Source organism: Acaryochloris sp. IP29b_bin.137 (assembly GCF_028285745.1).
Lineage (GTDB): Bacteria > Cyanobacteriota > Cyanobacteriia > Thermosynechococcales > Thermosynechococcaceae > Acaryochloris.
Window position 1 is genome coordinate 1 of record NZ_JANQOP010000365.1, and the last position, 23,520, is coordinate 23,520.

The window sequence follows — 23,520 nt, forward strand, 5'->3', positions numbered from 1 at the left end:
CTTGGTGGCCGAAGTGAACTCCTGACTCAAGCATTTGAGCCAAACTAATAACGGGCATATTGTTCTCCTATTCGGGTTTCAACCTCCATCTGAGTGCATCTCTAAGTAAGCGACTGCTATCTAGAAACACCCGAATTCTCAGATGTGTGAAGTGTTAATAACCTTTACAAAATAGCACAACTCTTGGCGTCCCACATGCCTTTTTGTGAGGTCCTTTTACTGGGGATAAGCCCCTCGATGTCCGTTCCCGCTCTGGTCAGTTATGAACGTTTTACCAGGGACGAAAATTCAGTGTATTGGGATGAACTAAACGTGCAATCCTGGCATTGAGTCAAGATCGCTCCCCCTTTTTGGGTTTAATAGTTTTTATATACCAGCAGCAATATTTGTCATAGCAATATTTTTATACTTGAGGTAAACCTGGACTTGTGGATCACACAGCGGCCCAATTGCAGCGGTTAGCAATAGCCCCACAGCAACTCCAAGATCAGCGGATTGATTTGACGCCTGATCAACGACATTATCTTTGTGATGTGTTGCGGCTTGCCCATGGCGATCGCTTTATTGCCCTAAATGGGCAGGGAAAACTCTGGTTGGCTGAGTTGTTACCCAATGCTGCCGAAGCAGTGACATTGCAGGCGCTGGATGAACAGACTGAGCTGGCGGTGCCAATGAGGCTACTGGCCGCCCCACCCAAAGGCAATCATTTCGACCAAGTGGTTCGGAGTGTGACGGAATTGGGGGTGAGTCACATTGTGCCGCTGATCAGCCAGCGAACGCTACTAAGGCCGAGTCCTAATCGCATTCAACGTTGGCAAAGAATTGCCACGGAAGCTGCTGAGCAGTCTCATCGACAAATCATTCCTCAAATTCTGGAACCAGTCTTATTCAGTGAGGGGGTTACACAGGATAAAGATGGGGATAATTGGCAACGATATATCTGCATCGTTGATGCCGCAGCACCGAATTTCCTACACTGTTTGAGTCAAGCGCCTCACTGGCAGAGGCATACAGGTGTTGCCGTTATGATTGGTCCGGAGGGGGGGTGGACCGATGCAGAGAAACAGCAGGCTCAAGCGGCAGGATATCAAGCGGTCTCTTTAGGGCAAAGGACCTTAAGGGCGGTCACGGCAACTTATATGGCCGTATCCGTTGCGATCGCACATCTAGAACTACAAACCGCGTACGAAGGGGGAACAGTATGCACCAAGAAATCGCCATAGCACTGGACCGTCAAGACTATGAGATGGCCTCTCAGCTGATTCAAGCGGTACCCGACAGTGACCCATGGGGCAAACTCTATCTGGGGCAACTGCAAGCCGCTCAATCCCATTATGAGCAGGCAGAGCAGACCTTCCGATCTTTGCTACAGCAAGACTATGGCCCCAAAATTGCCCAAGCCGCTCGCCAAGGTCTCAAACAAATTCAGGATCATGCCAAGGCTGTTCGGCAAGAAAAACTGAGCCAGGCTACCGCGAATCCAGAGCAGACTCAGATCGGAGCCCTAATTTTAGAGGCCTTACCCTCAGATGCTAAAACAGATGCCGCACTTCAATTTTCCAAGATTATGCAGGTTGAACCCTACACGGCTCGTATGCTGATTCCCAGCCGAGGGTGGCGTCTCTATCGGATTGGTCCCATTGGGGAGCTAGTCATGTATGGAGAGGAACTGCAAACAGCTGGAATTCCCAACTTTTCGATTACCTTGAACCAAGTCCAACAGATTAAGGTTCATCAAGTGTGCTACTTCAAAACCTCGCAGCCTTTCCCGGAAGTGTGGGTGTCTGATCATCATTCCCAGCAAACAAGCGCTTTTAAGTTTGACTGGTCTGAAGTCACTCAGCGGGTTGAAGGGCTAGTGCCTATTTTTGAAGAGGTCGTTGATCGCGATCCTCGTGGCAAACTGCAGCGCAAAGAAAAAACGCAGGATCACGCTCAGTTTTGTGATTTACATCTACTGAAAAAAGGCTGTATTTTGCGCTTTTATGACGCGGCCTATCAGTTTAATCAAGGGATTCAACTCACGGAGGTGGATCGGGAAACCTCTTGGGCAAATTGGCGCGGTTTAACCACCTTACTGACTCAAAACTTGCCTCATGCAACCACGTGGTCAGACTTTACCTCTTTTGCAGATACTGCGGTTGAACAGCTTGAGCTGCTTGGCCCGTTTGAATCTTATATCAACTTGTTACGAAGAGAAGATAGTAAATGGGATCAGGCTTTTCACCTTTACAGCAGCCTAGCAATGCTGAAACCATTGGCATAAAAGGCAGTCCATAGGCATCGTTTAGGGGGCAGGTGGACTGAACTTGCCCCGATGTGAGTTTCTCTAGCAAGTTGATCTAGGATAAATAGGTGACTTGAAGGATGGATCGTTAAGCAGCGTAGGTTAGTTTCAGGTTCACCATCTCCCACCTAAAATTTGCGTAAATTGATGAACGTTCCTGTTTCAAATTGCCCCGTCCCGCTGGAGCAACAGCCCCTCAATGAGTATCAAAGCCTAAAAGAATCCTGTTTTTTTCGATGGGCCACCTTAGAAGACGCCGCATATCTCAACAAAGGATTTCGTTTAGGTAGTATTACCAGTCTTATCGCTGCGCCCTTTGCTGCAACTAGCTTTTCTCTAACAGAGTCTTTGAGCCAGTTTTGCTTAACATTATGTGTTGTAGCGACTGGAATGCTTTTGCTATTGGTCTTGCGACTTTACTTAGGTTGGTCTTATGTGTGCGATCGCCTCCTCAAAGAAAAAATTTTCTATGAAGAAACAGGCTGGTATGACGGCCAATATTGGACAAAACCACCAGAGGTGTTAGATCGAGAACGATTAATCGGCACCTACGAAGTACAACCCATTTTGCAGCGGTTACGTCGGAGTTTAGGGCTCTTGGGTATCCTTCTGCTTGGGGAAGTAAGCCTATGTCTTTTGATCGTGACCACCTGACTCGCCAATCTACAGACAAATATATTTACCCAATAGGCATCAAATGCTAGAGTCTTACGCATGACCATGGGAAAACGCAATCATAGCCCTGCACTAGAGATCCATCTGCTGCGGGAAGGGATTATTGAATCCAAGCACCAAGCTGAAGCCGTCGTCTGCGATACCAAGGGCCGAATGCTGTCTCTCGCAGGACAACCTGATACCTCTTGCTTTATTCGATCAGCATTAAAACCGTTACAGGCTCTAGTTGTTGTCACCAGTGGCACAATGGAGCATTTTGATCTAAATGATCGAGACTTAGCCGTGATGTGTGGGTCGCATCACCACACTGTGGAGCAAGTTCGGCAAGTCTTTAATATTCTCTGGCATTGCGATATTGATCCTACAGCCTTGCAGTGTCCCACCCCAGAAGGCCTAGATAGTCCCTTAGAACATAATTGCTCGGGTAAACATGCAGGCATGTTGGCGGTTTGTCAACAATGCCAGTGGCCCCTGCAAACCTATATGGGGGCCCGCCATCCGCTTCAGCAACTGATTCTTAGTCAAATGGCTGAATTGCTAAAAATGCCAGCGGCAGAATTTATGAGCACCCATGACGATTGTGGTGTACCCACCTACTATATGCAGTTGGAGCAAATTGCCACCCTCTATGCTCACCTCAGCGCTGGCAATAATTTGAATATTGAGCGCGTCATCCGGGCAATGATTCACCACCCTACCTTAGTTGCTGGGCAAGGCCGATTCGATACAGACTTAATGACTATAGCTGCAGGAGAATTAGTCAGTAAATCTGGGGCAGAAGGGGTGCAATGCGTTGGCCGCATTGGTGAAGGTCTGGGCTTAGCCATTAAAGTCAAAGATGGGGCGAAGCGGGCAAAGTACGCAGTTGCCATCCACTTATTGCGAGAACTCGGATGGCTAGAGCCTAGCCATGCTGATACCCTCGCAGACCGCTACTTAAGTCTTAGCGATTATAAGCGCTTAGAAGTCAATGGCGAATTAGTAATGATTTAAGGGCTTAAACGAGATGCGTCTCAACAGCACTGACTAAACGGTCTGTCCATTGAGCGGCCATCTCCATCTCGCTGGCTTCCACCATGACGCGAATAAGGGGTTCTGTGCCGGAGGCCCGCACTAGAATTCGGCCTTGATCACCCATATCATTGGTCGCTCGGTGAATGAGGGCTTGTAGGGGTTGGCAATCCTGCCAATTCCGTCTGCGATCGCGATCCTCAACCCGCACATTTTTAAGGATTTGTGGGTAAGTTTGAAAGCTTTCATCCACCAGACAGGAGAGGCGGGTTTTGTTTTGGCAAACAATGGTTGCCAGATGCAACGCTGTTAACAGACCATCGCCGCTGACGCCATAGTGAGGACATAAAATATGACCGGACTGCTCGCCCCCCAGCATGGAGCCGTGTTTTAACATTTCTGCATGGACATTTTGGTCCCCCACAGCCGCACGGATAAGGGTACCTCCCTGCCGCTGCCAAGCCAGTTCAAACCCCAAGTTGGACATCACGGTGGCCACAATTAGATTATTGGGCAATTGGCTTTGCTGTTGTAGGGCTTTACCCCAAAGGTAGAGAATATAGTCACCGTCGACGGTACGGCCTTGGCAGTCAATCGCCAGCACCCGATCCGCATCGCCATCAAAGGCAAAGCCCACATCCGCATTATGCAAAGCAACGGCAGCTTTTAAGGGCTCCAAATGGGTTGAACCACAGTTGACATTAATCCGATCACCATCGGGTTGATCATGTAAACAAATCACCTCCGCCCCCATCGCCTGAAAGACCGCCGGAGCGAGCTGTGTAGCGGCTCCCCAGGCCAGATCGAGCACCACTTTCAGCCCCTGGAAATCAACTTGGGATTGCAGCGGGCCTTGAATGGCTTCTGTATAAGCCTGGGTGAGCTCAGGTCGGTAAAAATGATGGCCCCACTTCGTGGACGGCTGTTGTTGCTTGTAAGCCTTAATCCGCTGTTCAATTTGTTGCTGAGCGTGTGGGGGCAGTTTGGTGCCATTAGCTTGGAAAAACTTAATGCCGTTATCGGCCGGGGGGTTATGGCTCGCAGAAACCATGACGCCGCCCACCGCTTCAGTATGGTGAGTTAAATAGGCAACGGCAGGGGTTGGACACAATCCCACATGCCAAACATCCAATCCTGCCGCTGTCAGACCAGCTGACAGGGCCATCGCCAGCATATCGCTGGAGTTACGAGAGTCTTGTCCGAGAATAAAAGGCTGATGAGGCGATGCATGTTGTCCGAGTTCGAGGCCTGCACAGAAACCGACTTGGAGCGCAAGCTGTGGCGTCAGGTGCTGGCCGACATGGCCCCGAATTCCATCGGTTCCAAATAAGTTGACATCCTTGGCTGCTGCCACCACCTTTCGCACTAGTTTGGTCGGCTGAATCGTTCGATCGCTTTTAGGAACACTTTTTCGCTGAGATTGAGAAGTAACAGACATTGGATAATACTCTCCACACCAAAGCTGTACGCGTTCAAACAGAGACTAGCAGTATCCATCGTGGAGATAGGCACAAAAGTTTCCTATTTGAACGTCCGTAAGCTTAACACTTTGGATAGAAAATAGCATGTTCATGGAGCGCGTTGCTGTGTGGCTCGGGAGGAGAATGGGCTAGAATATCGCGGTAGCCTTAGCTAGAGCTTTTTTTGTAGATTAAGTCCTCTCTACCGATTTAACTTGTTTTTTTGAGTAGGCTCTATCCTTCAGGATCCATGTCGTTTTCCAACTCATCTTTTTCTCTACAACGGCGTCAACGGTCTCAGCGGAATGTTGGATCGGGGGCGCGCAAGTTCGTGTTTGGCGGCTTTATCAGTCTGTTGCTTTTTGGCGCTATTGTTCCTCGCCTCAGCTTTTTACAAATTACTGAAGGTGCCCTGAATCTTCAGCGGGCGGAGGAAAACCGGGTACGTCTCATACCCAAGCGTCCTGAGCGAGGCAAAATCTTAGATCGAAAAGGTCGGATCCTCGCCAATAGCACCTATACATACTCCGTATTTGTCTGGCCCATTGCCCAAAAAGATGAGAAATGGCCCCAAACCTTGGAGGTTTTATCTTCGATCCTTAAAATGCCTGAAGCTGAAATTCAGGAGCAAGTTGAGGTCGAGGGGTATAACTCAACGTCCTTGGTCCGCGTTGCCCAGGGGCTGAGTTTCCCGCAAGTGGTGGCATTATCGGAGCGGATGAGCGATATTGTGGGCGTCGAAATTGATAAGGAAGCGATTCGCTATTATCCCCACGGTGAACTGGCCTCTCAAGTGATTGGGTACATTGGCGAAATTAGTGAAGAAGAGTTAGCCCAAAAGCAAGATCAACCTTATCGTTTGGGAGATGTGGTGGGTCAGTTGGGAATTGAATCCTCCTACGAACAAAAGCTCCGAGGAACCTGGGGCGGCAACCAAATTGAAGTGGATGGAGCAGGCCGGATCGTTCAAATCTTGGGTCAGAAATTACCCATCGCTGGAAAGGATGTCAAACTTACCCTGGACTTAGATGTGCAGAAGGCGGCTGAAAAAGCTTTAGGCAAACGGCAAGGGGCGGTGGTTGCGATTAATCCTAAGAATGGTGCAGTGATCGCCATGGCCAGCTATCCAGGCTTTAATCCCAACTGGTTTGCCAAGCGGGTTACGGAAAAGCAATGGCAAGAGTTGCAAAATCGCAAATTCCCCTTTGTAAATCGGGCTATGCAAGCCTTCCCCCCGGCCAGTACGTTCAAGATCGCTACTGCGATCGCAGGGATTGAATCCGGTAAATATGCACCCAATGCGCTAGTGGCCACCTCAGCCTCCGTGCATGGCGTGGGAGACTGGAATGGCGCTGGTTTTGGGGTGATTGGCTTTCAAACGGCACTGCAGTGGAGTAGCAATACCTTTTTTGGCCGGGTGGGGGTCGGTACCAGTCCCAAAATTTTAATCGAGTGGGCTAAACGGTTGGGGGTTGGCGAGAAAACAGGCATCGATATTCCTGGCGAATCCTCCGGCTTTATCCCTGATCCAGCCTGGAAAAAAGAGGTCTTTAAGGACTCCTGGTATCCGGCAGACACTGTGATGGTTTCCATTGGCCAAGGGGCCGTCCAGCTTAGTCCCCTGCAGGTGTCGCTGATTTTTGCGGCAATTGCTAATGGGGGCTATAAAGTCAAACCCCACCTGATTCATTCTGATCAGCCCGATAAAGAGTGGCAGACTCCACTCAACTTAAAACCCAAAACGTTAAACACCATTCGTTCTGGTTTGCGGGCCGTAGTCACGAGCGGCACAGGGCAGGCGTTGAATGTGCCCAGCATCCCCCCTGCCGCAGGTAAAAGCGGTACAGCAGAAGATCCGCCCCGATCGTCCCATACGTGGTTTGGGGCTTATGCCCCATTTGACAATCCCGAAATTGTGGTGGTTGCCTTTGGCGAAAATACGGGGGGTGGCGGCGGTTCCACCGCAGGCCCGATTGCCCTTAAGGTGCTAGAGGCTTACTTTAAAGCCCAGAAAAAATAACGCTCATTAAGGATCGTTGACGGTCATTGTCAGTTTTTTTTCGCCAACTCTACAATGAGGGTGAATGATTTCGGCTTGCCATCTCAGGACAAGTAAGGCTTATCGACACAATTTACGGCAATCTTAAAGGCTTAAAGTCTAATCAGCTTAAACAGCTTCGGCGACTCTATCACCAGCGACTCCCGAGCGATCGGATCACGACTTCTGAGTTTGCTCAGCGCCTGGCTGCCATCAGTACAGATATTCATCAGCCCATCAGCACCTACCTGAATCGTCGGGGTCAAGTGATCCGAGTGGGGGTAGGGTCGCCTCGGCAAACTCAAATTCCGCCCTTAGAATTACCCCGCTATGGTGCCGATCGTCTGAGCGGTATTCGGTGCGTGGCTACAACCCTCAAGCAGGACCTGCCGAAAGAGTCTGCCTTAACAGCAATGGCCTTACAGCGTTTAGATGCTTTAGCCGTATTAACCATGACGGGGTCTGGCTTCGAACGACGAGGGGGTGGGGCCACTGGCTATGTGCGATCCACCTATCTGGCCCATCTTGTTCCTGATCCAACTACGCCTTGGACTATTTCGTCTCCCTTAAGCCTGGAGCAACTCGCTCAACAGAACTTGATGGATTTGGTCGAAGCCCTTGAATCAGAGTTTAGTCGGTCACTCCCCAACCGTGCCTCGACTGCAGCCTCGGCAGCCGAGCAAGTTTTGATTGTTGGCATGATCCCCCAAAGTGTCTCTCAACCAGAGATGGATGCCAACTTAGCCGAAGTGGCGCTCCTAGTGGAGAGTGCTGGAGGAGTTGTAGTGGAGACGATTCATCAAAAGCGCGCCCATCCCCATCCCCAAACCGTCGTCGGTGCCGGTAAAGTCAAAGAAATTGCTCTCAGGGCTCAAACTTTAGGCATAACGCTGATTGTCTTTAATCAGGATCTTTCACCGTCCCAAGTGCGTAATTTAGAGACCCAAATCGGCATTCGCATCGTTGATCGCACTGAAGTTATTTTGGATATCTTTGCCCAACGGGCCCAATCTCAGGCCGGAAAACTACAGGTGGAATTGGCTCAGTTAGAGTATATGCTGCCTCGATTGGCGGGTCGAGGACAAGCCATGTCTCGCTTGGGGGGTGGCATTGGCACCCGAGGTCCTGGGGAAACGAAGTTAGAGACGGAAAGGCGGGCTATTCAGCGCCGCATCAATACTTTGCAACAAGCGGTGAATCAGTTGCAGGCTCATCGCTCTCGTTTACGTCAACGTCGCCAGCATCAGCGAGTCCCGTCCGTGGCCGTAGTGGGGTATACCAATGCGGGCAAATCTACCCTCTTAAATGTGTTAACCAATGCCGAAGCCTATACGGCGGATCAGCTATTTGCCACCCTAGACCCCACGACCCGGCGTCTGAGTATTCCCGATCCTGAAACCCACCAAATGCGTACCCTGGTGTTAACGGATACGGTGGGATTTATCCATAATTTGCCGCCCCCGCTGATGGATGCCTTCCGAGCCACGTTGGAAGAGGTGACCGATGCGGATGCCCTACTGCACGTTGTTGATCTATCCCATCCCGATTGGGAAAACCATTTGCGTTCGGTGATGGATTTGCTGGCAACCATGCCCGTTACCCCAGGGCCAGGATTGATTGCCTTTAACAAAATGGATCAAGTCAGCAGTGAAGCGCTGGCCTCAGCCCAAGACCAGTTTCCGCAGGCAGTTTTTATCTCGGCCCAAGATCGACTTGGCTTGAACACGCTCCGACAAAAATTGTTGGAACTCATCAATTATGCGGATTGCCAAATCTCTGCGTCATCATAGTTGTTAGTTTTCAAGTTGAGACATGATGCTGACCTAGTGGCCCATGGCGATATCCAAGCGCAAAAGTTCATTGAACAATGCATACTTGAGTTTCTCCAAAGCGGTGCCTTGAGTGATCAATATCACGAACCTCATCATCTGAAATCACTGTGTCATCGCTGTATTCGCTGGAAACTCATTGTAGTCATCACAGGAGTCAGGGAGCAGACCATGTTGATTCGACGCCACCGTTTTCAGGAAGAGCAACCCCAACCTCAAGTCCAAGCAGAATGGATGCTGGTTAATGGGCAACTCGTATGTGAGTGGCAACCGCGGGTTGTTGAAGCTGAAACTGATCACCCACTTTACCTATCAAACCGTCACAAAGCAGCTTAACTCCCGTAGGATTTGAACAGTAACTGATGCCTACCGTCATATTGTTCACTTCAGAGTTAGGGTCTGACCCATGATTCAGCTAACAGTTTCAGATATGGCTTGTTCAGCCTGTGTGGAAAGAATTGAGGCTGCGATCGCAGCCGTTGATACCCAAGCCACTCTAACCGCCAATCTGGACACGAAAGAACTCCAAGTCTCTTCTCAACATTCAGAAGCAGACATTCGGCAAGCGATTATCTCTGCTGGTTATACGCCTACTTAATCCTGTCAAATGTCCAAGCTAGATCCTAATCCTTTACCTGCAGATGAAGGATGGACGTTATGCCTTTTTTGCCAGAGGACGGATAAATTGTTGGCAGGCATGTTAACTATTTTCTCCAGATGCAAACCATTTTGGGCGGCAACCTGGTTGACATCATCCAGCTGGCGAATTCCCCACTCAGGATTACGATGTCTCAACGATCGATCAAAGGACTGATTGCTGGGCACTGTCGGCTGTTCTGCTTGAATAAATGGTCCATAAAAATACAGCAGACCTTTGGGTGGCAGAAGCTGAGCAGCTCCAGCGATTAATCCTTCTGTTGCTGACCAGGGAGCAATATGAATCATATTGATATTGATGATCGCCACTAATTCAGAGTTCACCCTACTGGATTGAGCCAAAGCCTTAATAACCGTTTCAGGCCAATCCTGTTGTAAAACATCTATCGCAATGGGCGGGCAAAGATTATCAGCACAAGCTTGATGTTGCCAAGCCGCGATACTGTGCAGTTGGTCTTGGGATTGATCACTCGGCAACCAAACCAATGAGGGAAACTGCTGAGCAAAGAAAGCGGCATGCTCTCCTGTGCCACTCGCAATTTCGAGAACAAGTCCGTGCTGAGGCAATGCTTGTTTGAGAACCGCCAAAATGGGATGACGGTTCCGCTGAACCGCAGGGGCATATTGGCGTTGATCTTGCTCAGACATGATTTTGCGCTACCTTGGGCACTTTGTTCAACAGTTGACGTCTTCTGTTTTACATCACCAGAAATACTCTAGGTGCAGCGTTCTCGGATTATCCCAGCTCTTAAATTGTCACAAGTTCTTTCAAACCACAAGCACATGGCTGTTAGGATATCCATAAAAGAAAAGTTTTTATTAAGGAATAGTATCTGGTCCCCTCCTTGTTCACCCTCAAGTCTTGGTTTAACCTACCCATGTCTACCCCAAAACATTCAATCAGACGTTTCGCCAGCATCGCCCTCTGTGCAGGTTCTCTAGCCGTTGGTGTTCCCTTGATCAGCGAGGCACAAACTAACCCTGGTTTCAGTTTTGTATGGGGTGATGGCCCTTCCCAAAAGCAACAGTTGGGGTATGTACTAAGCTACGGAACCCCCAGACATTTGAGCGATCGCTGGCGACTCAAAATCAAACGTCAGAGTGTAGCTATTGATTCAATCAATATTACCTACCCCGACTATTTTGATGGCAAATTCAAAGAGAAAAAAATTGAACTTCGACACGCTCCGAAGAGTAGACTCTTCAATCTCAAAAAAGGGAAAAATATTCCTTTAGATTCTGTTACTGTTGATACTGAGAACGGGGTTATCGAAATTATCCCGACAGAGGTGATTCCAGCAGATACGCCTATAGAAGTGGTTGCTTCTAATGTCAGAAATCCTAGATCAGGTGGTACTTACTTCTTTAACTGCCGAATTTCTTCTCCTGGAGATGTAGGTCTCAAGCGATACATCGGCTCTTGGATTATTTCTATTTATCGTAATTAGATCTCTTGCAATATTCGTTTCATGATGTGCTACTAACTCAATCGATATCTTGCTCTGACTTGGATTTGTAGTCCTCTACCTTATTGTTAGCTGAATTATGCAAGAGGTCTATTAGTTGACTGCACAATTTACTGTATGAGTTGTGGCTCCCTTGTTGCCTAAATGATTAACTGGCCGTCAAGGGAGCCACTTGTATATTCAAAAAATTGTGACGATTCTTGAACTGTCCTTGCCTATCGTCACAGGCTAACAATCTCTATATACAGTTATGAGATACCAAGAAAACTCTTTTTATGGTCAGATGAGTTTTCTTGCTAAGTATTTAGCGTCTTTTAGTTAAATTTTGGCCTGAGATACTGCTGTGTCACCATCAGCAAATAGTTCGACAATAACATCCAAAGTTTCTTATCCTTTTACTTCCTTCATCTATTTCTTTGGCCGATCACTCGTTCTACCCGCATATTTTCGTAGTATTAAAGTCTCTGGATTAGAGCATTGTCCTCAACAAGGACCTCTTGTTATTGCACCGACACATCGTTCTCGGTGGGATGGTATCACGGTTGGCTACACCTTTGGCCGCCCTGTTATTGGTCGAGACCCTCGTTTTATGGTGACAGTCAATGAAATGAACGGTTTCCAAGGATGGTTTATTCGCCAGTTTGGGGGCTTCCCCATTGATCCAGACCAGCCGTCCATTGCCGCATTGCGGCATGGCATTGACTTATTACAAGCCAGCCAGGTACTCGTCATTTTCCCCGAGGGAGACGTAATGCGCGATCGCTATGTCCAATACCTCAAACCTGGTTTTGCCCGCCTTGCCATTCAAGCTCAGAAAAAACAAAAATTGGGCCCAGACATTAAGGTCGTGCCCGTTGCCCTTGACTACGGATGTTCAGTGCCAAAGCAAGGCTGTGGTCTCCACGTCAAAGTTGGTGTACCCCTCAACGTCACTGACTACCCAGGTCCGACCAAAAAGGCAGCAGCGAACCTCAGCAGTGACTTAAAGATTGCGCTGAATGCCTTAATTGAGGATGCTGCACTCAACCCAGAGGTCACAACATCCATACCCTCATAATCTGGATTTAGGCTAAGTCCACCCATCCCTCAGCCTTAGATCCATTCATCTGCGACTCAACTCGCAACAGGTGCTTTACTTCGTGCTGCATAATCTGCTTTAAAACCAACGGATTGCTGGGGATGTTGCAACAGCAAAAGCAGGGTAGCGTTGGTCTGTAGCTCCCGTCGTAATAAGCCCTGGAGCTCTCGCTCAATATAGCTTTTGAGGCCATTCCAGTCCACAGACTGGTCTGCGAGCTGGCTAAACTGGTCCCAACGGTTTCTTAACGCTAACTCGATCGCACTTTGGACCCACTCCTGCCATTTCTCCGACGCAATTGTGGTCACTACGCCTCTCAAATGAACTTCAGGCGCGGTTAACAGTTGACCATCGAGACCGATAGTGGCAGCGACAGTCACTAACCCATCCTCTGCTAGCCGTTGACGCTCTTCTAGCACATGAGCTTTCAAAATGCCTGCTCGATCCATCAGCTCGATACCCGAAGGGACCTTACCGTCAATTTGGATGGAGTCTGGCGTTAAAGCCACCATATCTCCATTATTGATAATCACCATATTCTCTTCCGGAATGCCCATGCTTTGGGCAGTTCGAGCATGCCTGATCAACATGCGATGCTCACCATGGACAGGCAAGAAGAATTTAGGTCGCGTTAGGTTCAACATCAGTTTTTGATCTTCTTGGCAACCATGACCTGAAACATGAATGCCATGATGTCGTCCATAAATAACGTTTGCTCCTTGCATCATCAATTGATCAATCGTGTTGACAACCGCAATCGTGTTTCCAGGAATGGGGTTTGCAGAGAAAACAACCGTATCGCCCTGCCGAATTCGAATTTGGCGATGCTCTTTACGAGCAATTCGGGACAGGGCTGCCATCGATTCCCCTTGAGACCCAGTCGTCAAAATCAAAATCTTGTGATCAGGGAGATTCCGAATAGCCTTTAGCGGTTCGAATAAACTATCAGGGCACTTTATATACCCCAGATTACGGGCATGAGCGATCACATTGAGCATTGAGCGACCGACAACCGATACAGTTCTCCCTTGCTTTTGAGCAATATCTAAAATCATATTGATGCGATGCACCGATGAGGCAAAAGTCGTCACTAACAGTCGTCCTTTTGCCTGGGCAAACACTCGCTCCAAATTGGGGTAAACCGATCTTTCTGACGGTGTAAAACCGGGCACTTCGGAATTAGTAGAATCACTAATCAGGCATAATACGCCGCGCTCTCCATGTTCTGCCAATTTTTGTAGGTCAAAATTCTCGCCGTCCACTGGAGTGTGGTCGATTTTGAAATCTCCTGTAAAAATCACGACACCAATGGGGGTATGAATGGCGACAGTGAAACTATCAGCCATGGAGTGAGTATTGCGAATAAACTCCACAAAAAAGTGTGAGCCCAAACGGACAATATCCCGAGGTGCAACCGTTTTCAGCTCTGTCTTGCCAGCGACACCTGCTTCTTCTAGTTTCCGTTGCAATAGGGCCATCGCTAGTCGAGGGCCATGAATGACCGGAATATCGATTTGCTTTAAGTGAAAGGCAATGCCCCCAATATGGTCTTCATGACCATGGGTGACAATCATGCCCTTAATTTTGTGGCGATTTTCCCGCAGATAGGTCATGTCCGGTAGAACAATATTGACACCATGCATGCCATCTGTGGGAAAGGCTAGTCCAGCATCAACCAAGATAATTTCATCTTCAAATTCAAAGACACAGGTGTTTTTACCAATTTCATGAAGACCGCCCAGAGGAATAATCTTAAGGGCTTGTTTCGTATCAGTTTCTGTCATAGGTTTCCTTCGGTATTAAAGTCTTCTGCGATGTGATGGGCAAACTGTGAAATCTACGGTTTGCAGTTGAGTGTGATGGATTTTATGGAGTTTTACTGGCGGCAAAAGTGCTGACTGCTTACATCAATGCCAGATCCGTCAAAGTGTTTTGTAGTTTTTGAAGAACCGGCTCAGGAACTTCAGAAAGGGGTAAGCGAGTTGAACCCACTTGCCACCCTTGTAGTCGAAGCGCTGCTTTAATCGGGATAGGGTTAGTCGTTGCAAACAGCGCTTTACACAGAGGGAGGACCTTGAGGTGAATCTCAGTAGCGAGTTGCGGCTCCCCTGACGAAAAGGCCACGACCATCTTTTTGAGTAGCTCACCCACCAAGTGACTCGCGACGCTGACCACACCTGAAGCACCAACAGATAGATAAGGTAAAGTCAGAGAATCGTCTCCAGAATAAATTGAGAACTCTGATGAGGTTGAACGACGGATCTGACTCACCTGATCCAAGTTACCGCTGGCTTCTTTAATGGCTACGATATTGTCAATGTCCGCCAATCGAGCCACGGTCTCAGCTTCCAGATTACAGCTTGAACGCCCCGGAACGTTATACAACATTAGTGGGAAGTCAGGAACAGATGCAGCGATGGCACGAAAATGCTCATATAAGCCGTCCTGCGGTGGCTTGTTATAGTATGGCACAACTAGTAACGCACCATCTAATCCTAACTTTGCAGCTTGCTTTGTGGCTTCTATGGCCTCGCGAGTAGAGTTAGAGCCAGTTCCCGCCATGATCTTGGCTTTATTCGCAACTGCTTGATGGACCACTTGAAATAGCTCGTATTCTTCCTGCCAAGTTAGAGTTGGCGATTCTCCCGTCGTTCCGCATACCACGAGGGTATCGGTGCCATGCTCTGCAAGGTGAACCGCTAGCGCTTCTGCGACCGAGAAATTCATTGCCCCAGTCTCAGTAAATGGGGTAACCATGGCTGTCAAGATCTGTCCGAAGAAGGTCACGCGCTGTCCGCTCCGATATTAGTGTTCAATTGGCTCATGTTAGAAATGGACGACTTTTATTTTCTGTAATTGAATCATATGAACAAGTTGTTAGAGATGCTGTAGGCACTTCAGAGGAGTTAACTATTGAGGTGAGGTAGCTTATTAGTGTGGTACACACTCACCTGTCATGCCAGTCTTCCAGCCGTATTAGATGGTGGATGCACGTAGCTGAGGGGTGACCTCTCCTAGGTGAGCTAGCAATTAGTGAAATTATGCGGATACAATAGCAGGAGAGGGCTTTAGCAGTTGTCGTTTCACTAGTAATTCTGCAATTTGTACGGCATTCAAAGCAGCGCCTTTTCGGATCTGATCGCCGCTCAACCACAGCTCGAGGCCATTTGCATGGGACAGATCCTGACGGATACGACCAACGAGAACTTCATCTTGTCCGCTAGCGTCGATGGGCATTGGAAAATAGTTGGCCTGCCAATCTTCTACTAATTTCACGCCAGGGGAATCCTGCAGAATCGATCGGGCTTTCTCAACTGCAAAAGGTTGAGAAAATTCCAGGTTAATCGCTTCTGAATGAGCCCTGAGTACTGGAACGCGAACACAGGTCACAGATACTCTCAAGTCAGATGCATTAAAAATCTTGCGGGTTTCTTGCACCATTTTCATCTCTTCCATGCAATAGCCATTCGCATTCAGGTCAGAATTATGCGGAAATAGGTTGAAGGCGAGCGGATAAGGGAAGATTTCTGTGGGGGGTGGGTCACCATTCAGTATTGCTTGGGCTTGGGCTTTTACTTCTTCCATGGCCCGCGCACCAGCGCCACTGGCAGATTGATAAGTGGCTGCCAGAATTCGTTGTACGGGTTGCAGTTGGTGTAACGGCCAAACTACAACATTCATCAGAATGGTGGTGCAATTGGGATTGGCAATAATCCCTTGATGTTGAGTCACTGCCTCAGGATTGACTTCGGGGACAATCAATGGGACCTGAGGATCCATCCGATAAGCGCTGGAATTATCGACTACGACTGCCCCAGCCTTGACTGCCTTAGGAGCCCAAGTTCTGGAAACGCTTCCACCTGCTGAAGCCAGGACTAAGTCAATATCTTGAAATGCAGCTTCGCGAACCTCTTCAACCTGGATTGCTTCTCCCTGGAAACGTAAGATCTGTCCAGATGAGCGAGGAGAGGCTAACAGTTTGAGAGAGGATAGCGGGAAATTCCGTTCTTCGAGTAGGGTGATGAGTTCTGCGCCAACGGCTCCAGTGGCTCCTAAAATAGCGACTCTATATGCTTGACCCAAATTTGATTCCTCCAAATGTCTGTATTGAATGGATTAAATAATTTAGTTCAACGAGTAAAGTATTTGAACTTATGCAAATGGTGTTGCCTGAGAAAAATGCTGGCTCTGCCACAATGCTCTGAAATGATGGCCTCAAGCTGGCGGAAAGAAAGATAAGGTTATGGCAATACTGCGTCATTTCTGAAGGAACCTCTCTCTAGTGTAGGGTATCAACCCCTGGTCTTCGAAACTTTTGGTGAATTCTATCCCCTTAGGCTACTCGGTTCGACCAGGGGACTCTGAAAATTTTGGGACGGTAACTGAAGGCTCATACTTCACTAGGGTTCCCGGTTTGCACTAGATATACCGTTGGCTAAGGAGGGATTGAGAAAATAAACGGATGCAAAATTCGCTAATCTAGGTTTAGCTGCACTCGCAACTTGAACTAGAATGGCTACGACTATCGATCCAGTAGGATTGGTTAGCCCTACGTTACTTACATCTTATTTTTGTGCCCCTGGGAGAGGAAATCGATTTGTCTAAAACAAAAGAGCTAATTAAGGTGAAGCAGGAAAAGCTCCCTGGCAGTCAAATCAGTCTAGAAATAGAAATTTCTCCTGAGCAATCGCGTCAAGCGTACGAACAAGTGATTACCAAGTTTATGCGGTCTGCCAATATTCCTGGCTTTCGCAAAGGCAAAGTGCCCAGGCAAGTTATTCTCCAGCGATTTGGAGCAGATCAGCTAAAAGCATCTGCCCTTGAAGATTTGGTCCAAAAAAATTTTGAAGCTGCCGTCAAACAAGAAGAGATTGAAGCTCTGGGCAATGTTCAATTCCGCTCTTCATTTGATGATCTAGCCGTTCAGTTTGAGCCGGGTCAGCCGATTGTGTTTACGGTTAGTGTTGATGTCTCTCCTGAAGTCACGCTTCAGAAGTATCAAGATTTTAAAGTTACAGCTGAAAAGGTAGAGTACGACGCTGCCAAGGTCGATGAAGTGCTGGAAGAGCATCGATCATCCAATGCGACCTTGGTTCCGGTGGAGGATCGTGCTGCAGCGGCTGGTGATGTTACCCTCGTTGATTTTGAAAGTCGGTTCTTGCCAAGTGAGTCAGACGACGCCGATGCTGAAGGCGAGACGCCAGAAGGGGAGTCTGTTCAAGATTTTAAATTAGAGTTGGTGAAAGGAAAGTTCCTGGATGATTTAATTGACGGCATCATCGGTATGCAAATTGGGGAAACTAAAGACATTGCGGTTACGCTTCCTCAAGAGTATTTCCAAGATGAGCTAGCCGGTCGTTCCGCTGAATTTACCGTTAGTCTCAAGGATATCAAGGCCAAAGAATTGCCACCTTTGGACGATGACTTTGCTCAGGATGTGAGTGAATTCTCTACCCTGGCAGAACTACGTCAATTCTTGGAGGAGCAATATCAGCAGGAAGCTCAAGATAGTACAGATGCCAATGTGGAAGAAGCCCTTTTGGAGGCGCTCATTGAAGAGCTAGACGTCGATCTGCCTGAAAGTATGATTGATGATGAGCTGAATGTCATGATTCGAGAGACCCTCAGCCGATTGCAATCCAATGGTTTAGACATCAACAAGCTGGTGACTAAAGAGATGTTGGCTGAGATGAAGGAGCGGATGCGATCAGATGCCATTCCCCGTCTAAAACGAACGCTCGCTTTAGCTGAAGTGGCCAAGGCAGAGTCGATTGAGGTAGAGGCGGAAGCCATTGAAGATCGATGTCAGGAGATCTTAAAAGATTTGCAAGGGCAAGAGATTGATCGAGATCGCCTAGAAGCGGTGGTGGAAGATGAGCTACTCCATAAGCGGGTGGTTTCTTGGTTAACCGAGCACTCTAGTGTGGATTTTGTTGAGCCAAAATCAGCGGAGGAAGAGGCTGAAGAAGACCCGGCTCCAGCCAAAGCTGAGAAAGACGCTTCCCCTGCTGAAGAAGAACAGCCTGCTGAAGCTAAAAAATCTGCTAAATCAACCGCGAAGAAGACGTCTACAAAAAAAGCTAAGCCAGCTAAAGAAGCGGGAGAGGTTCCCGCAGACGCCAAAGCCGAACCTGCCAAGAAAACTGCCAGCACAAAATCGAAGCGTTCAACCAAAACAGACAAAAAGGCGTCCACCAAGACCAAGAAAACCTCTGCAAAGCCAAAGGCGGATGATCCAGCCCCTGACGCTGAGTAATGCCTCTCTCTAATGCGGGATAAACGGAAAAAGTTCTACTCCCTGGGCAAGCAGCCTGCGCGGATCTGGAGGGTCGGCGTACGTCTACATAATACGTTTAGGACTTATGTCGGCTGAGTTGAAGCTAGATATTACGAAGTCTAGACTATAATGAATTTTTGTTGCTGAAATGCGGGATTGTCAGGGGAGAATTCCGTCAGCTTGCCATTGGTATCGGAGTTCTACATGCTGAGACTGGAACATATTAGTAAGGTCTATCCTACTGGCGAAGTTCTTAAGGACGTAAGCTGGGAACTAAAGCCAGGGGATCGAATTGGTTTAGTTGGCGTCAACGGTGCAGGTAAATCCACTCAGCTCAAAATCATTGCGGGAGAAGAAGAACCTACTGCAGGAGAGGTGATTCGCCCCAACAATCTCCATATTGCCTACCTGAACCAAGAATTTGACGTTGTCACCAGCCGGACCGTCCGAGAAGAATTTTGGACTGTTTTTGCAGAAGCGAACCAAGTTCAACAGCAACAACATCAGGTTCAGCAGCAAATGGAAAGCGCGGATCCGGATACCTTGGACGACTTAATCCACCAATTGGACCGGCTCCAGCGCCAGTTTGAAGCCTTAGATGGTTATGGTTTAGAATCTCGCATTGAAAAAATCTTGCCCGAAATGGGCTTTAGCACCGAGGATGGGGATCGGTTGGTCAGTGCCTTTAGTGGCGGTTGGCAGATGCGAATGTGCCTCGGTAAAATTCTGCTGCAAAGCCCTGATATTCTCCTGTTAGACGAACCGACCAATCATCTGGATCTAGAAACGATTGAATGGTTAGAAACTTATTTGAAGGGACTGACTACCCCGATGGTGATCGTTTCCCACGATCGCGCCTTTATGGATCGCCTCTGCAACCGAATTGTGGAAACTGAGCGAGGTATTGCCACCTCCTACCTAGGGAATTATTCCACCTATTTGCAACAGAAGTCAGAACAGCAAGCGGCTCAACTCAGTGCTTACGAACATCAGCAAAAAGAACTTGAGAAGCAACAGACCTACGTTGATCGGTTTCGAGCCAGTGCCACCCGCAGTACCCAGGCTAAAAGCCGGGAAAAGCAACTGGATAAAATTGAGCGAATTGAGGCTCCCACGGCAGATGTTCGCACCCTTAAGTTTCAGTTTCTAGCGGCCCCCCGCAGTGGCCGAGAAGTGGTCATTATCAAAGATATGGTGAAAACCTATGGCGATGACATTTTATTTTTAGGTGCAAACTTATTATTGGAACGGGGCGATCGCATTGCCATTTTAGGTCCAAATGGGGCTGGGAAATCTACCCTCCTCCATCTGTTGATGGGAACTGAGCCCCCGGATGAAGGCACGGTTAAATTGGGGGAGCATAATGTTATTCCCGGGTATTTTGAGCAAAATCAGGCTGAAGCCCTAGATCTGTCGAAAACCGTGATGGAGACCATCCATGATGAGGTCCTCGACTGGAAAAATGAAGAAGTTCGAACCCTTTTAGGTCGTTTCCTATTCAGTGGTGAAACGGTCTTCAAGCGAGTCGAGGCCCTGAGTGGAGGCGAAAAAGCGCGACTAGCCCTAGCAAAGATGTTGCTCAACCCGGTAAATTTACTGATGTTGGATGAGCCCACCAATCATCTCGATATTCCGGCGAAAGAAATGCTGGAAGCCGCATTACAGGATTACGACGGCACAGTCGTGATCGTTTCCCATGACCGATATTTCATCTCCCAAGTCGCCACTAAAATTGTGGAAATTAAAGAAGGAGAGCTGATTCTCTACCGAGGCGATTATCAGTATTACTTAGAAAAGCAAGCTGCTGCAGTCGAGAAAGCCAAGCAGGAAAAAATTGCGGCTGAGAAAGCAGCCAAAGCCGCAGCAAAACGGGCGAAACAACAGGCCAAGCGAAAAAAATCAAAGGTCAAGGCGTAGGGGTTGTCAAACTGGATGAGTTACCCATTTAGGTACTATCCTCTACGCTAGAACACAGACAAAACGTGTAAGACGACCTATTTTTCTCCATGCTAGAGTATGGTCTGATGGCGATCTTTCAGCATTATGGTGTTTAGACAGTTTAAATATCCGACCGTTGCGCTTATAGGGGTTGCAGCAGTTGCAATTGCCCCTCAGCCAGGGCAAGCCCTCAATCCTGAGCAAATTAGCGGTATTGCTAAGCAAGTCACGGTTTTGATTGATGGTCAAAATCCAGGGTCAGGGGTAATTATCAACCGAAATGGCGATACCTATACCGTGCTCACTGCGTTTCATGTTGTCGGCACCCCCGATGAATATGATGTGGTCACCTCCACGGATCAGCGCTACAAACTAGACTATAAAACTGTTAAACGCTTACAAGGAGTTGATCTGGCCGTTTTACAGTTTAAAAGCAATAAGTCCTACAAGGTCGCCAACCTGGGGAACTCGACACAAATTCAAGAAGGCAAGCCGATTTATGTCGCCGGATTTCCCCAACCCACGCAAGCCATTAATCTGTCCATTTATCGATTCACTGAAGGCCGACTGACCGCAAACTCGTCCAAACCCTTAGCCGATGGGTATGCCTTGGTCTATAACAATTCCACGCGGCCCGGCATGAGCGGTGGCCCCGTCTTAGATGACCAAGGGACTCTGGTGGGGATTCATGGCCGCTCTGATGCTCAGCAACAGGGAAATGTCTACTTCAAAAATGATACGAACCTGGGAATTCCCATTGACACCTTCTCGACCATGGCCCCGCAAATAGGGGTGAGATTAGATTCCATTCCTACAACTTCTCCACCTAGCACATCGGGTCCCAGCCCATCGGGTCCCTCTACCGTCCCGGCCCGTCCGCCAGTGACTCCGTCAGTGCCCCAAGGGCCAAGAGCGGGAGATTTTTACCTTCAGGCCACCGATAAGTTACACCGGGGAGATACCCAAGGTGCGCTGCGTGATTTGAACCAGGCGATTAGTCTCAATCCTAATTATGCCAGTGCCTATGGTGATCGGGCCACCATCAAGTTTCAGCAAGGCGATCGCCAGGGTGCCTTGACAGATTTGGATCGAGCAATCCAGATTGACCCACAGCTAGCCGATGCCTACGGTATTCGGGGACTCTATCGAGTGGTGACTGGCAATATTCGTGGCGCTCAATCCGATGTCGAGCAAGCGGTTCGCCTGAAGCCTGAGATTGGCTATGCCTCTCGAGGTGTGGTGCGGTGGTACAACAGTGATTTATCGGGTGCGCAGTCCGACTTTGATCAGGCATTAAGCCTCAAGACCTCCTTTAAGGATGCCTATGCCGTTCACTACTTCCGTGGGTTTGTTCGCTGGCAGTTGGGCAACTATAACGGTGCCCTGCAGGATCTCAATCGTTCCATTCAACTCAATCCTAAATATCTAGAGGCGGTTGGTGTTCGCGGTATATTGCGCTTCCAAATGGGAGATAATCAAGGCGCCTTACGAGACTTTGACGAAGGCATCCGCATCAATACTGGCAGTAGTGATATCTACACCATCCGCGGCATGATTCGCCTTACCCAGGGCGATAGCCAAGGGGCCATCTCAGATTTCGATCAAGTGATTCGTATCCAGCCTGGCAATGTCGCCATAGCAGATATGTATGGCAGCCGCGGGATTGCCTACTTCCAGGCGGGGAACGATGAGCAAGCCCTTGCCAGCCTTCGTCAGGCCATTCAGTTTGCCAAAGATCCCAGTAGCCGAGAGTCGTATCAAAAGCTGAGCAATGCCATTAGTCAGGTGCAATCCCAACCGGCGCTCCGTCCCAAGATGAAAGCATTTATCCAAACGTTTATGCAAAGCTATCTGAAACGATATATTGGCCAATATGTCCAGTCCTATCGCCCACTCCAAAGCTAGGAGCAGGTTGAACCGTGGGGCGATCACAACAGGGGTTCACCGCTTTACATCCCGATGTTGGCTGAGGTCAGCCCCCTAGGTAGCCAAGATTTAGCGGATGCGGTGACCCTAGATCTGCAAATTTTTGGGGGCTGGTGGAGCTTACAGGGGTATCAGCAAGAATTAGATCGATTGAGCAGTATCCTGTTGGGATTAAGATTGCGATCTGAGACGCTGAGTTCTGCAAGCCACCATCATCAGTCCACGCCTCCTTTAGTGGGTATGGGTTGTTTATGGTGCATTGAAGATGAAGCCCATATCACGATGCTAGGCATTCATCCTCAGTACCAGGGCCGAGGATTGGGGCAAGGGTTGTTGTTGTCGCTTATGAAATGGGCTCGATTCGAACAAGCCAACCGAGCTACCTTGGAAGTCAGGGTGACCAACCACTCTGCCGTAAGGCTCTATCAAAAATTGGGGTTTCAAATCGCTGGGCAACGTCCCCGCTACTACGACAATGGTGAAGATGCCCTTATCCTGTGGCAAGGGAATTTGCAGACGCCTCAATTTCAGCAGTCCCTTGAAGGATGGCAACAGGAGACAAAGCATCGACTAGGGACATGGGGCTGCCAAGGGCCACAGATCCTCTGGAATGATGAGAATAGCAGTGCTTGACGTAATTTCGTAATATCCACACCCCAGTTTGATCATTTAAGACCCAATTGTTGGAAAGATAAATCTACAATGGATCAAAGGAAAACGCTGATTCGTCTCATAGAAAGGATTTTTCGTTTGTAGGAGGTCCTGATCGATCCAGTGAAAATCCTTATGTAATCGCCAATTCAGCCGATTTCTCGTGCTAAAATTGGGTTTACCAGCAAGCAGCAGGTTGTGGGAAAACGCCATGTTTGAACGCTTTA

The 23,520-nt window shown here is 48.5% G+C and carries 19 protein-coding genes; 14 read left to right on the plus strand and 5 right to left on the minus strand.

Translation table 11 applies throughout. The features are described 5' to 3' along the window. The first annotated feature begins 428 nt into the window (after positions 1–428). The 4 genes from Q0991_RS24435 (at position 429) to Q0991_RS24450 (ending at position 3,955) form a co-directional block, all read left to right on the plus strand. Positions 429–1,223 (plus strand): 16S rRNA (uracil(1498)-N(3))-methyltransferase, encoded by a 795-nt coding sequence (locus Q0991_RS24435; protein ID WP_299493581.1) that lies wholly within the window; start codon positions 429–431, stop codon positions 1,221–1,223. Next, complete coding sequence (locus tag Q0991_RS24440) at positions 1,202–2,266, plus strand: hypothetical protein (protein WP_299493583.1); 1,065 nt, start codon at positions 1,202–1,204, stop codon at positions 2,264–2,266. The genes Q0991_RS24435 and Q0991_RS24440 overlap by 22 nt, the downstream gene beginning before the upstream one ends. Positions 2,267–2,434: 168 nt before the next feature. Beyond that, a complete protein-coding gene (locus Q0991_RS24445; RefSeq protein WP_299493585.1) occupies positions 2,435–2,941 on the plus strand; it encodes a CGLD27 family protein in 507 nt (168 codons plus the stop codon). Between the two features lie 60 nt (positions 2,942–3,001). Further along, on the plus strand, positions 3,002–3,955 hold the full coding sequence (locus Q0991_RS24450; RefSeq protein WP_299493587.1) for an asparaginase: 954 nt from the start codon (positions 3,002–3,004) through the stop codon (positions 3,953–3,955). Between the two features lie 4 nt (positions 3,956–3,959). Here Q0991_RS24450 and glmM read toward each other — a convergent pair whose 3' ends face one another. Further along, on the minus strand, positions 3,960–5,411 hold the full coding sequence (glmM, locus tag Q0991_RS24455; protein WP_366525059.1) for a phosphoglucosamine mutase: 1,452 nt from the start codon (positions 5,409–5,411) through the stop codon (positions 3,960–3,962). A gap of 272 nt (positions 5,412–5,683) precedes the next feature. Between glmM and mrdA the strand changes: the two genes are divergently transcribed. From mrdA to Q0991_RS24475, 4 genes are all read left to right on the plus strand, one after another. After that, positions 5,684–7,453: a penicillin-binding protein 2 gene (gene mrdA / locus Q0991_RS24460; RefSeq protein WP_299493589.1), complete on the plus strand. Its 1,770-nt coding sequence runs from the start codon at positions 5,684–5,686 to the stop codon at positions 7,451–7,453. A gap of 80 nt (positions 7,454–7,533) precedes the next feature. After that, on the plus strand, positions 7,534–9,261 hold the full coding sequence (gene hflX, locus Q0991_RS24465; RefSeq protein ID WP_299493618.1) for a GTPase HflX: 1,728 nt from the start codon (positions 7,534–7,536) through the stop codon (positions 9,259–9,261). Positions 9,262–9,276: 15 nt separating this feature from the next. Continuing rightward, on the plus strand, positions 9,277–9,636 hold the full coding sequence (locus tag Q0991_RS24470) for a hypothetical protein (RefSeq protein ID WP_299493591.1): 360 nt from the start codon (positions 9,277–9,279) through the stop codon (positions 9,634–9,636). Positions 9,637–9,706: 70 nt separating this feature from the next. Then, positions 9,707–9,898 carry a heavy-metal-associated domain-containing protein gene (locus tag Q0991_RS24475; protein ID WP_299493593.1) on the plus strand — a complete coding sequence of 64 codons (192 nt, stop codon included), beginning with the start codon at positions 9,707–9,709 and terminating at the stop codon, positions 9,896–9,898. A 5-nt stretch (positions 9,899–9,903) separates the two neighbouring features. On the opposite strand, the gene Q0991_RS24480 is transcribed toward Q0991_RS24475, so the two are convergent. Beyond that, a complete protein-coding gene (locus Q0991_RS24480; protein ID WP_299493595.1) occupies positions 9,904–10,605 on the minus strand; it encodes a DUF938 domain-containing protein in 702 nt (233 codons plus the stop codon). Between the two features lie 308 nt (positions 10,606–10,913). Between Q0991_RS24480 and Q0991_RS24485 the strand changes: the two genes are divergently transcribed. Then, entirely contained in the window at positions 10,914–11,405 is a 492-nt protein-coding gene (locus Q0991_RS24485) for a DUF2808 domain-containing protein (RefSeq protein WP_299493597.1), read from the plus strand. A gap of 361 nt (positions 11,406–11,766) precedes the next feature. Further along, positions 11,767–12,480, plus strand: a complete 714-nt coding sequence (locus tag Q0991_RS24490; RefSeq protein WP_299493599.1) for a 1-acyl-sn-glycerol-3-phosphate acyltransferase — start codon at positions 11,767–11,769, stop codon at positions 12,478–12,480. 56 nt (positions 12,481–12,536) lie between these two features. Here Q0991_RS24490 and Q0991_RS24495 read toward each other — a convergent pair whose 3' ends face one another. From Q0991_RS24495 to Q0991_RS24505, 3 genes are all read right to left on the minus strand, one after another. Then, complete coding sequence (locus tag Q0991_RS24495) at positions 12,537–14,285, minus strand: ribonuclease J (RefSeq protein WP_299493601.1); 1,749 nt, start codon at positions 14,283–14,285, stop codon at positions 12,537–12,539. A gap of 118 nt (positions 14,286–14,403) precedes the next feature. Then, positions 14,404–15,288 carry a 4-hydroxy-tetrahydrodipicolinate synthase gene (dapA, locus tag Q0991_RS24500; RefSeq protein ID WP_299493603.1) on the minus strand — a complete coding sequence of 295 codons (885 nt, stop codon included), beginning with the start codon at positions 15,286–15,288 and terminating at the stop codon, positions 14,404–14,406. 252 nt (positions 15,289–15,540) lie between these two features. Next, positions 15,541–16,584, minus strand: a complete 1,044-nt coding sequence (locus Q0991_RS24505) for an aspartate-semialdehyde dehydrogenase (RefSeq protein WP_299493605.1) — start codon at positions 16,582–16,584, stop codon at positions 15,541–15,543. 514 nt (positions 16,585–17,098) lie between these two features. Here Q0991_RS24505 and tig point away from each other — a divergent pair. The 4 genes from tig (at position 17,099) to Q0991_RS24525 (ending at position 23,275) form a co-directional block, all read left to right on the plus strand. After that, a complete protein-coding gene (gene tig, locus Q0991_RS24510; protein ID WP_299493608.1) occupies positions 17,099–18,757 on the plus strand; it encodes a trigger factor in 1,659 nt (552 codons plus the stop codon). A gap of 225 nt (positions 18,758–18,982) precedes the next feature. After that, positions 18,983–20,695, plus strand: coding sequence for an ABC-F family ATP-binding cassette domain-containing protein (locus Q0991_RS24515; protein ID WP_299493610.1), 1,713 nt, complete (start codon positions 18,983–18,985; stop codon positions 20,693–20,695). A 126-nt stretch (positions 20,696–20,821) separates the two neighbouring features. Next, the gene (locus tag Q0991_RS24520) at positions 20,822–22,621 is read left to right on the plus strand and encodes a serine protease (protein ID WP_299493612.1); all 1,800 of its coding nucleotides are present in this window, start codon (positions 20,822–20,824) and stop codon (positions 22,619–22,621) included. 54 nt (positions 22,622–22,675) lie between these two features. Next, the gene (locus Q0991_RS24525; RefSeq protein WP_299493614.1) at positions 22,676–23,275 is read left to right on the plus strand and encodes a GNAT family N-acetyltransferase; all 600 of its coding nucleotides are present in this window, start codon (positions 22,676–22,678) and stop codon (positions 23,273–23,275) included. Positions 23,276–23,520: the final 245 nt, after the last annotated feature.